Origin of the sequence: Candidatus Protofrankia californiensis (assembly GCF_900634765.1) — a bacterium.
Classification (GTDB): domain Bacteria; phylum Actinomycetota; class Actinomycetes; order Frankiales; family Frankiaceae; genus Protofrankia; species Protofrankia californiensis.
The window spans coordinates 3,238-17,293 of the sequence record NZ_CAAAFT010000147.1 but is presented as its reverse complement, the minus strand read 5'-3'; the positions used below and the strand labels follow the sequence as shown (position 1 = coordinate 17,293).

The 14,056-nt window shown below is 66.7% G+C and carries 12 protein-coding genes; 7 read left to right on the top strand and 5 right to left on the bottom strand.

Features of this window, described 5'->3' with window-relative positions; all coding sequences use genetic code 11:
* Window positions 1–169: 169 nt before the first annotated feature.
* Window positions 170–1,051: a ComEA family DNA-binding protein gene (locus DD1DGNOD_RS08685; protein ID WP_241255578.1), complete on the bottom strand. Its 882-nt coding sequence runs from the start codon at window positions 1,049–1,051 to the stop codon at window positions 170–172.
* Window positions 1,052–1,577: 526 nt separating this feature from the next.
* Between DD1DGNOD_RS08685 and DD1DGNOD_RS08680 the strand changes: the two genes are divergently transcribed.
* From DD1DGNOD_RS08680 to DD1DGNOD_RS08665, 4 genes are all read left to right on the top strand, one after another.
* On the top strand, window positions 1,578–3,200 hold the full coding sequence (locus DD1DGNOD_RS08680) for an MDR family MFS transporter (protein ID WP_131769851.1): 1,623 nt from the start codon (window positions 1,578–1,580) through the stop codon (window positions 3,198–3,200).
* 133 nt (window positions 3,201–3,333) lie between these two features.
* Window positions 3,334–3,897: a YceI family protein gene (locus tag DD1DGNOD_RS08675; RefSeq protein WP_131769850.1), complete on the top strand. Its 564-nt coding sequence runs from the start codon at window positions 3,334–3,336 to the stop codon at window positions 3,895–3,897.
* Between the two features lie 371 nt (window positions 3,898–4,268).
* Entirely contained in the window at window positions 4,269–4,835 is a 567-nt protein-coding gene (locus tag DD1DGNOD_RS08670) for an HdeD family acid-resistance protein (protein ID WP_241255577.1), read from the top strand.
* A 103-nt stretch (window positions 4,836–4,938) separates the two neighbouring features.
* The gene (locus DD1DGNOD_RS08665) at window positions 4,939–5,532 is read left to right on the top strand and encodes an alpha-ketoglutarate-dependent dioxygenase AlkB (protein WP_131766077.1); all 594 of its coding nucleotides are present in this window, start codon (window positions 4,939–4,941) and stop codon (window positions 5,530–5,532) included.
* A gap of 74 nt (window positions 5,533–5,606) precedes the next feature.
* Here DD1DGNOD_RS08665 and DD1DGNOD_RS08660 read toward each other — a convergent pair whose 3' ends face one another.
* Together DD1DGNOD_RS08660 and DD1DGNOD_RS08655 are read right to left on the bottom strand one after the other, a co-directional pair.
* Window positions 5,607–6,350, bottom strand: coding sequence for an SOS response-associated peptidase (locus tag DD1DGNOD_RS08660; protein ID WP_131769849.1), 744 nt, complete (start codon window positions 6,348–6,350; stop codon window positions 5,607–5,609).
* A gap of 166 nt (window positions 6,351–6,516) precedes the next feature.
* Window positions 6,517–7,194 (bottom strand): M50 family metallopeptidase, encoded by a 678-nt coding sequence (locus DD1DGNOD_RS08655; protein ID WP_430827776.1) that lies wholly within the window; start codon window positions 7,192–7,194, stop codon window positions 6,517–6,519.
* Window positions 7,195–7,475: 281 nt separating this feature from the next.
* On the opposite strand from DD1DGNOD_RS08655, the gene DD1DGNOD_RS08650 reads away from it, so the two are divergent.
* Window positions 7,476–8,222 carry a lysophospholipid acyltransferase family protein gene (locus DD1DGNOD_RS08650; protein ID WP_131766040.1) on the top strand — a complete coding sequence of 249 codons (747 nt, stop codon included), beginning with the start codon at window positions 7,476–7,478 and terminating at the stop codon, window positions 8,220–8,222.
* Between the two features lie 646 nt (window positions 8,223–8,868).
* On the top strand, window positions 8,869–9,675 hold the full coding sequence (locus DD1DGNOD_RS08645) for a FadR/GntR family transcriptional regulator (RefSeq protein WP_241251338.1): 807 nt from the start codon (window positions 8,869–8,871) through the stop codon (window positions 9,673–9,675).
* A 757-nt stretch (window positions 9,676–10,432) separates the two neighbouring features.
* Here the strand turns inward: DD1DGNOD_RS08645 and DD1DGNOD_RS08640 are convergent.
* On the bottom strand, window positions 10,433–11,752 hold the full coding sequence (locus DD1DGNOD_RS08640; protein ID WP_131766038.1) for an NAD(P)/FAD-dependent oxidoreductase: 1,320 nt from the start codon (window positions 11,750–11,752) through the stop codon (window positions 10,433–10,435).
* Window positions 11,753–11,864: 112 nt separating this feature from the next.
* Between DD1DGNOD_RS08640 and DD1DGNOD_RS08635 the strand changes: the two genes are divergently transcribed.
* On the top strand, window positions 11,865–12,857 hold the full coding sequence (locus DD1DGNOD_RS08635) for a putative RNA methyltransferase (RefSeq protein WP_131769848.1): 993 nt from the start codon (window positions 11,865–11,867) through the stop codon (window positions 12,855–12,857).
* A gap of 156 nt (window positions 12,858–13,013) precedes the next feature.
* Here the strand turns inward: DD1DGNOD_RS08635 and DD1DGNOD_RS08630 are convergent, their stop codons facing one another.
* Window positions 13,014–13,742 carry a tyrosine-protein phosphatase gene (locus DD1DGNOD_RS08630; RefSeq protein ID WP_131766036.1) on the bottom strand — a complete coding sequence of 243 codons (729 nt, stop codon included), beginning with the start codon at window positions 13,740–13,742 and terminating at the stop codon, window positions 13,014–13,016.
* Window positions 13,743–14,056 lie beyond the last annotated feature (314 nt).

Genomic DNA, 14,056 nt, shown 5'->3' with positions numbered 1-14,056 from the left:
GGCGCGGCCAGTCCGGCACCCGCAGCTCCTGCCCAGGCCGCGAGTGCCGGGCCGACAAGGCGCAGGTCGGAAGGTCTGCGTTGCGGATCGTGCCCGAGAATGGTCATGCCCGTGCTCCATGCCACGCGGTCACCGGCGGACCGATCAGCTCTCTGCCGATCGCCGACCATCAGACGGTGACGAGCGGAAGAAGGTCGGTGAGCCGCTGATCACCGACTCCGGTCACCTCCCCCAACTGCCGCGGGGAGGTGAAGCCGCCGTGGGCCTCACGCCACTCGACGATCCGCTGCGCCAACACGGGGCCCACGCCGGGCAGCCCGTCGAGGGCTTCGACCGTGGCGGTGTTGAGGTTCAGCGGCGTTCCCGGCACGGCACCCGGCGGGCCCTTGCCACCGGCACCCCCGGTGTCACCGGCACCGCCGGCGCCACCTGCGTGCTGAGGTGGCGCCGGCCCGGGACGGCCGTCCACAAGAATCTGCTCGCCGTCCACCAGGCGGCGCGCAAGCGCCAGGCCGGACGTGTCCGTCCCGGGCAACACCCCACCGGCCTGGGAGACGGCGTCCACCACCCGGGATCCTCCCGGGAGGGTGAACACCCCCGGATGGCGCACCTTGCCCGCGACGTCGACGACAACCTGTGCCTGCGGGCTCCCAGTGGCAGCAGCCGACGGCAACACCGCCGCCGGCCTGGGGGCGGCCGCGGCCACGCCGCCGTGCTCCGGGCCGGCAAGGTCCGTCACCTGCGTTGGCGGAGGAAGGGCCAGCACGGGCACCGGTCTGCCCCGCCAGGCAAACCAGCCGGCCGCCAGCGCCGCGACAAGGGCGACGAGCGCGATCAGCAACGCTCCGCGGATGGCCGGATCCACCAGTCCACCGCGCAGAGCGTGCGGCAGGCGCATGGCAAGGCCGAGTCCGGCGCGGTGGATGATCGTCTGCCGCTCCTCCCGGCCAGAGGCACTGCGCTCGGGCAGCATCTCGTCGAGAAAAGAATGATCAGTAGGCGCCTTGCCGGCCGTATCGGGCCGGGACGATCGGCCGTGCCCATAGAGCACGGGTGGCTCCATGGGGAGGGGGTCCGGCTCCGCCGGATCCGGTTCTCTGTGGAGACCGACCTGATCCGGATCAGTGCTGTACGGCGGGTCGAGCTCCAGGCCATCATATTCCCCCACGGCGGAGGCACGGACCACTGGCACCCGTAGCCGTACCGCGGCAGCCGCACCCGAGCGGCTGCCGCGGGCACCGGGGACAAAAGGAAGATCAGCCATGTCCGTGACGGTAAGACCCCTCGTCGCAGCGGTACACCGTTCGCGCGACACCTGTGGACAACCGCATTTTATCCACAGGTACACAGTGAGTAGCAGGCAAAACCGGCTATATTCGGTACCACGGTCGACACGCGGCAACGCACCCGATGCCCAACCGGAACGATCGCGTATAGTTGTATCGCACAATCAAGTATCGAAATGTCGAGCCGTAGGATGCATCTCGTTGCAACCTGCGTCCAATGCCCGCAACCGCCCACGCGTTCTCACTGTCACTGTGCCGGCATCGCCGAGCGTCTTGCACGACGGAGGATGAATGACGACTCAGAAAGATGTCATCGGTGACAGGAACCCGCCGAGCGACGCCGGCCCAGGCCTGAGCCACCGGCAGATCATCGTCGTCATCATCGGGCTGATGACGGGAATGTTGCTCGCGGCGCTGGACCAGACCATCGTCACAAGCGCGCTGCCGACCATCGTCGGCGAGTTCCACCGCAGTGACACACTTTCCTGGCTGGTCACGGTCTACCTGCTGACTTCCACGATCTCCGCCCCACTGTACGGGAAAGCCAGCGACATCTACGGACGCAGAACCGTTCTACAGCTGTCCATCACCATCTTCCTGATCGGCAGCACGCTCTGCGGGCTCGCCCAGTCGATGTACCAACTCGTCGGATTCCGCGCAATACAGGGTCTCGGCGCCGGCGGCCTCATCTCCCTGGCCCTGGCTGTTATCGGTGACATCGTTCCACCCCGGGAACGCGGCCGTTACCAGGGATACTTCAGCGGAGTTTTCGGAGCGTCCAGCATCCTTGGCCCACTCATCGGCGGCTTCCTGGTCGACCACGGGTCATGGCGCTGGGTGTTCTTCATCAACCTCCCGGTCGGGCTCGCCGCACTCGTCGTCATCAACCGGACATTGCGGCTGCCGTTCCGACGGCGCCGGGCTGCGATCGACTGGGCCGGCGCGGTCCTGCTGGTCGCGGGTCTCAGTGCCGTCCTGCTCGCCGCCCAGACCGGCGGCAAGGACTTCCCGTGGTCCTCCTGGCAGATTGCCACAATGATCGCTGCGGGAACCGTCCTGATCATCGGCTTCGCGCTGCGCGAACGGGCGGCGCCCGAGGCCATTCTCCCGCCGCGGCTCTTCGCCAACAGCATCTATACGGTATCCGCACTTCTCAGCCTTATCAGCGGCTCCCTCATGTTCGGGGCGATTATTTTTCTCCCGCAGTACCTGCAGATCGTCCATGGGGCGAGCGCCACCGCCAGCGGGCTGCGAATGCTCCCGCTGCTCGCCGGGATGCTGCTGACGTCGATCGGGTCCGGTCGACTGATCAGTGCTACGGGGCATTACAAGCGGTTCGTCGTCATGGGCACGGTCGGGGTTACCGTAGGACTCCTTCTGCTGAGTCATATCAGCGCCGGCACGGACTCGCTGGAACTCGGCTTGTGGATGTTCGTCATGGGATTCGGCCTTGGCCTTCTCCTACAGAACATCACCTTGGCCGTACAGAATTCTATTGACCCGAGGGACATGGGTACCGCAACATCCAGCGTGACATTCTTGCGTACTATGGGGGGCGCTATCGGCGCGTCAGCCCTGGGCGCGGTACTCACTGCCCAGCTGGCTAAGAACATCACCATGCGAGTGCCTGGATCGGACGGCGGCAATGCTGCGTCCAATCGTCTTGTCTCAGCTCCGCGCGAGGTCGCGGAGCTGGCTGCGCCGATACGTGAAGCGGTGCGAGCCGCCTATGCCGACTCGCTCGGCCGGGTCTTTCTCATGGCCATTCCGATCGGTATCGCCGCGTTCGTGGTCAGCCTGTTCCTCCGGGAGGTCGAATTGCGCGGATCAGCTGCTATGTCCCAGGCTGGCACACCCGATGACGCTGTAGGACCAACTGTGCCGACGACAGCTGCGGCCCCGAACCGCGGGTGAAGCGATCGGCGGCCGACGTATTCACGGGGTAGCTTGTTTTTCGAAGAAGTGACTTCGGCGCCATGCGAAGTCGCAGGAAGACCCTGTCCGTAGGAACACGACTCATAGAAGCACGCCTGGAGAGGAGAACATCATGACCGTACCGAGTGCAGTCATCGAGAATCTCACCGGCACCTGGACGATCGACCCCGCTCACAGCCAGTTCGGCTTCGCCGTTCGGCACGCGATGGTGGCGACCGTCCGCGGCAGCTTCAGATCTTTCGAGGGCACCCTGCGTCTCAACGGATCCAAGCCCTCGGCCTCAAGCGCCACCGTCAGCATCAACACCGACAGTATCGACACCGGGAACTCCGACCGTGACACCCACCTACGCTCCCCCGACTTCCTCAACACCGAGACGTACCCGACGATCACCTTCACCAGTACAGACATCAAATCAGGGGACGACCCGGACACCTATGTGGTCACCGGCGAGCTGACAATTCGCGGCGAGACACGCGCAGTCGAGGTGGTCGTCGAGTTCCAGGGCGCTGCTGTGGACTCGTTCGGCAACGCCAGGGTGGGGTTCGCTGCTTTCACGTCCATCAGCCGGAAGGACTTCGGTCTCACCTGGAACGCGCCGCTGGAAACAGGGGGTGTTCTCATCGGCGACAAAGTCAAGATCGATGTCGATATCTCGGCAATCAGGGCATCCTGAGCAGGGCGCCGGCAAGAACCCACCTCCCACAGACGGGCACCACCGACTCCCCCCGCCGCCCGGAGTCCCACATACGCTGGGATGGGCGAGGCTGTGATGCGCGTGACGTTGTTGAGTCCGCCGGCGATCGCCGACGACCTACGTGGGAACGGGGCGCTGCGACCGCTCGATGACCGACCAGAGCCGGGAGAAACATGCCCGGCGCTACCCGCAGCTGGCTGCGACAGCCGAACCGCGCCTGCGCACAACCGACGAACGGCACAAAAGGCCGGGACGGCGAGGTCCAGGACCAGCTAAGGCCGATGCCGAGGACTGGTGGCACCCGGCACAGGGAACCCTTTTCAGGTCGGAAGGCACGAGCAGACCTGGAGATGACAATCATGATGACAACGGCAGCGGAACACCGTCACCGCGGCGGAGCTCCCGGCGCGGTCTGGGTGGCAGGGCTCTTCCTGGGGATCGCGGTGACAGTTCTCGGCGCACTTCTGGTCGCCAACCCCTTCGCAGCCGCGAGCACACTCGCGATCCTGGTCGGAGTGGGGCTGGTGCTGGCCGGAATCATGGACGCGGTCGCGGCCGCCCGCTCAGGTGAGGACGCACCGTCTGCCCTCTTCGGCGCCCTGCTCGTGATCGGCGGGATCGTTGCGCTCGCCTGGCCGGGCGTCACCTTGTGGGCGGTGGCCGTCATCGTCGGGATCTGCCTGCTGGCGGCCGGTGCCGTGCGTATCGCCATGGCCGGCTATGCGCACGAGCACGGACGCCCCTGGGGGTGGGGCGCGTTCATCGGCGCCATGGCAATGGTCGTCGGCATCCTTGCCCTGGCGTGGCCTTCCGCCACCGTGTTCATCCTGGCGGTGATTTTCGGGATCGAGCTGATCGTGCACGGCATCGGGCAGATCGCGCTCGCCCTTGCGGTCCGCCGGGAGCTGCAGGCCTGAGGCTCCCGGGCGCAGACCTGCCGGTACCCGGGGAGCTGAGGTTACCGGGGTTGTGCGACCCGATGAGCTCGATATCGAACATATGTTCGGGTATCGTATCCGTATGCCCTTGCAGCGCAGCCTGTTGACCGCCGGTGATCCCGAGGTCGCCGACAACGTCACGTTCAGCCGCATCCACCTCGACGGGACATCATGGGTCGACGTCGCGCCCGGGTGGCTGTGCGGCGCCGACGAACTCTACGAGATCCTCGCCGGCGAGATCCCCTGGCAGCAGGGCCGACGGTGGATGTACGAGCGCATGGTCGACGATCCGCGGCTGTCGCGGTGGTACAAGGCGACCGAGCCCCTCCCCCATCCGGTACTGGGTGCCGCGCGTGACGCATTGTGTGCGCATTACCAGGTGCCGCTCGGCTCGGTCGGGCTCAACTTCTACCGTAACGGTGACGACAGCGTCGCGTTCCACCGTGACCGTGAACTGCGCAGGCTTGGCAACACCCTGATCACGATTGTGACGCTGGGGGCGCGGCGTCCCTTTCGGCTCCGTCCGCGCGGTGGCGGAGTCGGGCGAACACTGCTCCCCGCGTCCGGGGATCTCCTGGTAATGGGTGGCCGCTGCCAGGCCGACTGGGAACACGCGGTCCCGAAGATTGCCTCCTGCGGCCCGCGGATCAGCGCGTCCTGGCGGTGGGCCGCCTGAGGGCGCCCTCGACCCCGCGCCGGGAGGTGTGTCACCCAGGGGATGGCTCGCGAACGGAAGCTGGCGCTGGTCGGTCAGGACCGTGCGGCGTGGGTGGCCCGGCGGCCCGTGCCGTCCGCTTCGTCACCGGCCGGGGTGACCGGCTCCAGCAAATGCGGACCGTTGTTGCGTACGTTGCCGACCTGGGAGCTGACCGGGTACGCGCGCAACACCCCAGCCGGTGCGGGCCCAAGCATGCTGGTCAGCGTCGCCGGATCGTCCAGACCAGGATCGAGCCAGTGCGACCAGGCCGCCGGGGGGAGGACGACCGGCGAACGCGGATGCAAGAACTCCAGACCGGCCGGTGCGGTAGTCGTGATGATGGTGAAGGTCGCAAGCGTATCGCCCGAAGGAGGACGCCACAGCTCATACAGTCCCGCAAGCGCGCCGAATTCACTGTCAGCCGGGCGTACCAGATACGGTTGCGCGCGCCGGACCCCTTCGACCCGGTGCCACTCGTAGTAGCCCGTGATCGGGACGAGACAACGGCGCGCCCGCAGCGCGGCGCGGAACGCGGGCTTGATAGCCACGGTTTCCGCCCTAGCATTGATCATTCGGTTGCCGATGGTGACGTCGTTGGCCCATGACGGCACCAGACCCCAGCGCGTCAGCCGCAGCCGGGGGGCCGGTGTCGGTTGGCCCGACGGGATGACGACCACCGGGGCCGAAGCGGTCGGCGCGACATTGAAGTTCGGCTGCGTGCCACCTGTTTCGTCACGCGCGGAGAACGACTCTGCGAGTTGCTGTCCGCCCATGGCATTGGCATAGCGACCGCACATGTGTTCGTATTCTGCCAGACAATCATCCCTGCCGCATGGCGTCCGCCACATGGCATCCCCGACCCCTGGCGGCTACTATAAGCAACCGCTCGTCCACATTGTGTTCAGAAGGAGGCATACCCAGAACACGGCATGTCCGGAGCCGCACCTCACCGCACGAGCCACGTCACCACACGAGCCATTCGACCGACATGGCCAGACAGAACAGGGAGACCAACGCGAAGAACGCCACCCACAACCACGCCGGCATTCCGGTCAGCCGGGCCAGCTGATCCGGATCCGACGTCGGCGCGCGGCCCCGGCTGCGGGTTCGCTGCACCTCGATGATCGGCCGCACACCACCGAACAGGAGGAACCATGTGATGAACATGGCGAACAGCTCCTGGGAACGATCTGATGCCAGCACCGACACGGCGACGACGATCCCGGCGCTAAGCATGATCGACAACACGCCGAAGGCGTTGCGGATGGCGACCAGTACCCCCAGGAGCAGGGCAACGCTGAGCCGCAGCATCAGACTCACCTGGTTGGCCGCGAGCAGGGCAGCGGCGCCGAGACCAAGCAACGAAGGCGTGACGTAGCCGGCCGCAACCGTGATGACGACACCCGGACCGGCCGGACGGCCGGCCGACACGGTCACACCGGAGGTGTCGGAATGCAGGCGGATACCACCGAGGCGCCGGCCACTTCCGACCGCGGCCAGCGCATGTCCTCCCTCGTGGGCAATAGTGATCACATGTCGGGCCAGAGGCCACAGCTGGTTGTTGAACACCACGACAAAGGCGATCGCAGCACCTGCGAACGCTGTCCATCGCGGCGGATCCCCCGAGTTGAGCAGGTGTATCCACTCGTCAGGCGTCGCACGTCTCCTATCTGATCGTGTCCGACCGGTGCTGCCAACGGCCCGTGGAGTGTCGATGCGACCGGGCGGACCTGAGTATGCAATGCTGCGGGAAACGATCGTCGAGTGCCTGTCCGGCACGGCCTCCCTGCCCTTCCGGCATGGTGTCCCAGCAGCTCACGACAACTCACGGTACGATCAACCAGTCACTTTTCGTGGCCGACCGAAGTCGATCGCCACAACAGAGATCATCACAACAGAGATAGCCTGGAGGTTAGGAGCGGGTGGCGGAACTCGTCTACAAGCCGGTGATCCGCTTCGCACTCGGGGTCTTCAAGGCCCTCGACCTCACGCTGGACGTCCGGGGCCAGGAGCACGTACCAGCCACAGGCGGGTGCATCATCGCCATCAACCACGTCTCCTACCTGGACTTCGCTCTCGCCGGTGTCCCGTTCTGGCGCTCCCACCGCCGCATGGTCCGTTTCATGGCTAAGCACGACGTCTTCTCCCACCCGATCGCCGGGCCCCTCATGCGCGGAATGCGCCATATTCCCGTGGACCGGTCCTCAGGTGCGGGGTCGTACCGTCATGCGGTGACGGCGCTGCAGGCCGGCGAGCTTGTGGGCGTCTTCCCCGAGGCGACGGTCAGCCGCAGCTTCTGCCTCCAGCCCTTCAAGACCGGGGCGGCGCGGATGGCCGCCGAGGCCGACGTCCCGGTGCTGCCGATGGCCATCTGGGGCAGCCAGCGCATCCTGACCAAGGGGCGGCCGCGCAACTTCCGGGCCGCGCGCGGAAGCACGGTCTCGATCGTCGTCGGCGAGCCGATCCCGCCCACCGAGCTCAAACCCGCGGCGACTGGAACCCAGTTGCTCGCGGACGCCGTGTTGAAGCTTCTGACCGATGCCCAGCGTGACTATCCGCCGCCGCCCGCGGGTGAATCGCCGTGGTGGCTTCCGGCCCATCTCGGTGGCTGTGCGCCCACACCCGAGGTGGTCGCCCAGGAGCAGGCCAAGTCACACAACAAGAAGTAACGTCCCGCATACACGACCTGCGGACGCGGCGCTTCGGTGCTTCGACCTTGTCGGAGCAGCCCGGAAACGTATGCGTTTCCGGGCTGGAGACATCTCAGCGCCGAAGCATCTGGAGCATCGCGAACAATTTCACCCGGTAACGCCGCGGACATGGCGAAGTCCACCCAGCAACGCCGCAGACCCGGCGAGCCTGCGCCCCCGCAGCCGGCGACCAGCATCGGCGGGACGACCCGCTCGGTGAGCAACGGCCAGTGCTTCGAGCTTCTTACCGTCGGCCGCATCCCCGTCTGTCGCAAAGGCGACAGACGGCTGCGGGAGACAGCCGCGGGCGGCATCCGGCCAGGCGGCAAGCGCCTACGCTCCGACCGGCTTATAGCACGGGGTCAAAAGTAGTCAGGAGAAGGGTACTCAAGGCATTTCGTCACCGCGACCATCCAGCCCATGCCTGCGACCCACAGCCTCCCAGGACAAGGCAAAGGCTACTGGCGGACAACATCCGAGCCCCAAATGTGTCAAGGCTCTCTAGGGAAACCGGACGACCCATTGGTAACCTCAAGCACCAACAACAATTTCTACCTACTCACCTGGTTCACCGGTTCTACGTTTGCACAGACTTACCTGTTCGTTGTCGACGGAGGCGCCCACGATGGCTGTACAAGAGCTGGCGATGCCTGCTGCTAGCAGGGTCGGCACGGTGGTCGCGATTGGGCAGCAGGTTCGGGTCCCGAAGACCGCCGAGCTCGTCGCAGCACACCTTCGTCGCCGCATCGTGCGAGGAGAGCTCGTCGAGGGCGATGCGCTCCCGCCCGAAGCCACCCTCATGGAGCAGTTCGGCGTCTCCCGGCCGACGCTGCGCGAGGCATTCCGGGTCCTGGAATCCGAAGCCCTGATCACAGTCAGGCGCGGCGCCCACGGCGGCGCACGCGTGCACACCCCGAACGGGGACATCGCCGCCCGCTACGCCGCGCTGGTCCTGGAGTACCGCGGGACGACCCTCGCCGACATCCACCAGGCCCGCGCCGTGATCGAGCCACCGTGCGTGGCGCTGCTGGCGGAAAACCGCACCCAGGAGGACCTCGACAAGCTCCGGCTGGCGGTGAGCCAGACCACGGCCGCTACCACCACCGACGACCCGGGTCAGTCCCTGCAGGCCGATCTCGCCTTCCACGTCCTGCTGGTCGAGCTTGCCGGGAACATGACGCTGTCGGTCCTGTCGGGGATGCTGCGCCACATTCTCGATCTCGCCACGTTGTCCCACCCCAGTTCGGAACGCAACGCCGAACACCGGCTCGCCATCCGCCGGCGTCTCCTCGAGCACGAGCGGGTTGTGGACCTCATCGAGGCGCGTGAGGCCAGGGCCGCGGAGGAGCTGTGGCGGGCTCACCTGCTGGAGACAGGCCAGTACCTGACCAGTAGTCCGGTCGCCGCGACCGTGCTCGACCTGCTCGGCTGACCGGCGAAGCCGTCGACACAGCCGGTCCGCGGGTTCGCGGCCAGCAGACCTGGACCTCCCGGACCTGCCAGATCGGCTTCCGGACCCCGGATCCGGCGGGAACCCCGGTTCGCTGATCGAACGCCGTTGTTCGGCGGCATCCTGGTCGAATACCGCACCTCGGCAAGTCCTTGGTCAAGCCCTTGCCGAGGGGTCGGGGGTGGAAACGTCCCGGGACGGGGATGCCGTCACGTATCGTCACAGCCGGGGTAAACTGTTTGCCCTCTCCACTGCGGCTGCCCGTGTCTCGAAGGGACCGTCAGCGAGCAGGCCGACCAAGGACCAGCGAACAGCCCACCAGCGATGACCCTCATCGCAGACGACCTGAGCGGCATCACTGGAACAACGGATCGAATCAGCCTGGGCACGCCGACGACCGGTACCGGTCCGATGCCTGAAAGATGAATGGTGCAGCGCCGTCAATGGTCCGTCCACTCCTCGGTGCCCGGTGCCCGGTCATTCGACCTTCCACCTACGGTGCGACCCCACGCCACACCACTCAGGCAGACTTGCATCCATCACCGGTGTTGTCAAAACACGTACCGTACCCGTGGCACGACAGCGGCAGTTTCACATCATCACATTACCGGCAGTATTCATGTGGATACAAAGAGAATGCTCGCTCGATCGGCAGGGAACGGCATTCCCCGCCACGAAACCCACAGCAATCGGCTGATCGGTTGGTCGGCTGGTTTAGTGAACCAGGCTCGGCCACAGGTCAACGCAACGGGTCGAAAGGCGCGAGTTCCGCCGGGCAACGGCCCGTGATGAGCGCCTGCGCCACCAACTGTCCACTGACCGGCCCCAACGTGATGCCCCACATACCGTGCCCGCCGGCCACGAACAACCGCGGGGAGGCCGTCCGGCCGATCAGGGGAAGGCCGTCGGGCGTGCAGGGCCGCGAGCCAACCCATTCCTGCCTCCGAGAGGCCAGCTCCACCCCGGTCAGCAGGGGGCGAACCGCATCGACAATCGCGGTGATCCGACGGTGGTCCAGCGGCGCCCGAGGTTCCCGGAACTCCATCATCCCGGCGATACGCAGCCGGTCCCCCAGCGGTGTACAGGCCACCCGCTGGGCTGGGAAATACAGCGGACCCTCGGGTACGGCACGGGCCGCCACGCTGAAGCTGTACCCCCGCCCCGCCTGCACGGGGAGACGAACTCCGAACGGGCGTGCGAGCTCGTTCAGCCACGCGCCGCTGGCGACGACGACCGCGTCGAACCGGGCAGTCTGCCCCGTCGAGAGCTCCAACGCCATGTCGGCATCGCAGTCACGGATCCCGCGGACGCCGACGCCCTCCCGCAGATCACCGCCTCGAGCCCGGACGCTGTCGGCGAGCGCCGCCACGAAGCGCCCCGGGTCGCAGAAGCGCTGGCCGTCGATACGGACCGCGGCATCGATCTCGCCGGTCAACGCCGGCTGCAAGGCCCGCGCCTCGGAGCCGCTGAGCAGTTCGAAGTCGACCTTCTGGCCCGCGGCGCGGATCTCAGCGAGTTCGGTGACCAACGCCTCCCGCTCACGCGCGCTGCGGTAACAGGCCAGAAAGGGCGCGGCCGGACGGGTCGGCACCTGCACTCCCCCCGCGGCCAGTTGGTCGAAGGCGTCGAACGCCCTGCGGTTGACCGGCACGAGGCTTTCCATCGCCGCCCGCCAACGCCGCGCCGTACTGTTACGGGCGAATCCGGCGAGGAACCGCAGCAGCTGCGGATCCGCACGTGGTGGCACGTACACCGGGGACGCCGGACTCACCACGGCACGGACGCCGTAACGTAGTACCGCCGGTTCCGGCAGGGGCGTTGCCAGGCTCGGAGTAACCCACCCCGCATTCCCCCAGGACGAGCCGGCCGCAACATGATCGCGCTCGATCACCGTGACCTGGACCCCGTGCTCCTGGAGGAACCATGCGGTGGACAGGCCGACCATGCCGGCGCCGACGACACCCACCCGCTCGGGCGTACGACGCCGCGACCCGATGACAGCGCTGGTTGCCGGAACGGTCACCGAGCCGGGGGAACGACCGTCGGATCGGTAGGTCATGTCACCTCACCACCCTCACTGCCCTGGCGCCGCCGGGCCGACGATCGATCGTCCCAGCTCACCGGGCACGTACTGTCGTTACCATGCGGCCGATGATGGCGGTGGGCACAGCGTGATTCATGCTGTTCTCGCCTATCTCACATGCCCGATGTGCCGAAAGGATCTGGCCGCGGGCCCGGGGCAGGTGCGCTGTCCGGCAGGCCACACCTACGACCTCGCCAGGACGGGCTACCTGACACTCACCACCGGACGGGCAGCGGCACTGGGCGGTGACAGTGCGGACATGGTGAAGGCACGGGAGGCCTTCCTCACCGCCGGTCACTACGCCACGCTCGCGGACAGGCTCGCCACGGCCGTCCACAGCTATCAGGGCACCAGCACGGGTACCGGGCTGCCGGGCCGGCGCCTCGCCACGGCCGTCCACGGCCACCAGAGCACCATCGGCGGTTACCAGAACAACGACGGCGACGCCAGATCCGAAAACAGCGGCGAGCCCGAAAACAGCGGCGAACACGCCGGCGGCGAACCGGTCGTCATCGATATCGGCGCCGGTACCGGCTACTACCTGGCGCACCTGCTCCGGTTATCACCGGGTGCGGTCGGCATCGCGGTGGACGCGTCGAGGTACGCACTACGGCGGGCGGCCCGGGCGCATCCACGCATCGGTGCCGTCGGCACGGACGTGCGCGGCCCGCTCCCCATCCGGACCGCAGCGGCATCGCTCGTTCTCGACGTCTTCGCGCCACGTAATGTCACGGAGATGCACCGCATCCTGCGCTCGGACGGACAGCTGGTCATTGTGATACCCACCGCCCGCCATCTTGCCGAAATCGTGGGTCCGCTCGGTCTGGTCACGGTAGACGAAAGAAAATCCGAGCGTCTGCGTGAGAAACTGGCCGGGTTTTTTGTCCAACAGGACCGGCTGACCCTCGACCTTGAGCTCTCCCTGCCGCCCGACGACCTGTTGAACCTCGTGATGATGGGGCCTACCGCCCACCATCGGCAGGCGTCGGACGTTCGTGTGGCCATCGAGGACAGATGGCCACACGGGGCCTCCGCGACGGCGTCATTCGCAGTCGAAATCCACCAGCCTTTCCCCAGATAGTCGCTTCGCGACGATCTGGGGCCCCTGGCGGAGGGGTTGGCCGCCGTACAGGGCTTACCGATCATCCAGCGATGATCGGTAAGGAAAAGGAGCGAGACGCCGGGTTGCTTCGCGACTATCCGCCGGAGCTTGGTGTGGTGGGCGGGGCAACGTGAGTCAAGGCAGCAGGCGGGATCTCCACGCGGACAGCGCATCCGGATCCGCACCGTTGTCGGCCAGCCAGCCCGCCACCCCACCGTCGTGGCCGTCGATAATGCTCAGCACCTGTTCGACGGCTGTGGCAGATGTCATGGCGAGATCACGAGCACCTCTGCCCCCGTCCGGCAGCAGCGGGCTGTCGCCCAGCCGACGCAGCACCGCGGGCATGTTCGTGGCCGTGACCGCATAGTCCGCGAGCACCGCGTCCGCTTCGACACCCACGGCGCGTAGCAGCACCGCCACGACAAGACCGGTCCTGTCCTTACCGGCCGCGCAGTGGACGAGCAGCGGGGCGGGTGTCCGAGCCGCGAGGTGAAGAATGCCGACCACCGTCGGACCGGCGAACTCGATGATCGACTGGTAGAGCGTGTGCAGACCGCCGGCCAGTGCCACGGCGGTCCGGGATGTGGGATCGGCGGGATCGACATCGCCGATCAGCGGGATCGCGTGGACGTCGGTCGTTGCCGACGCCAACGGGTGCGGGCCGCCGTCCTGTTCGACCGGCGAGCGCAGGTCGACGACCGTGCGGGGCGGCCATTCCAGATCGACCGACGGCGGCCGGTCGCCATGCCGGGGCGCATCACTGCGGTAGAGCACACCGGCGCGGGTCAACCTGCCGTCACTGATGGGCAATCCGCCCAGATCGCGCAGGTTCACCAGCTGGTCGGACATCGTCTCGCTGCTCATGCATTCGCTCCGCAATGATCGTCTGATTTCCCTCTATCTGAGCACATCCGCCGCGGCTGACGACAAGTTGAACTCCCAGCAACCTCACAGGTTGGGTTCAGCAACGGTGAAGTCCGCTGGCCCACCGTGGACGGTGGAGCATCGGAACGACCTTGCCGTGGAGAGCAGGGAGACGGTCGCTCCAAGTTCCGGGGCACCAGAGGGCCGAAGGCTACGCGATCACGTTCTTTCCAGGCCCTGGGCCCCGAACCATCGAAGGGGGCAACACCATGACCATGACGACGACCATGACGACGACCATGACGACACTGGAC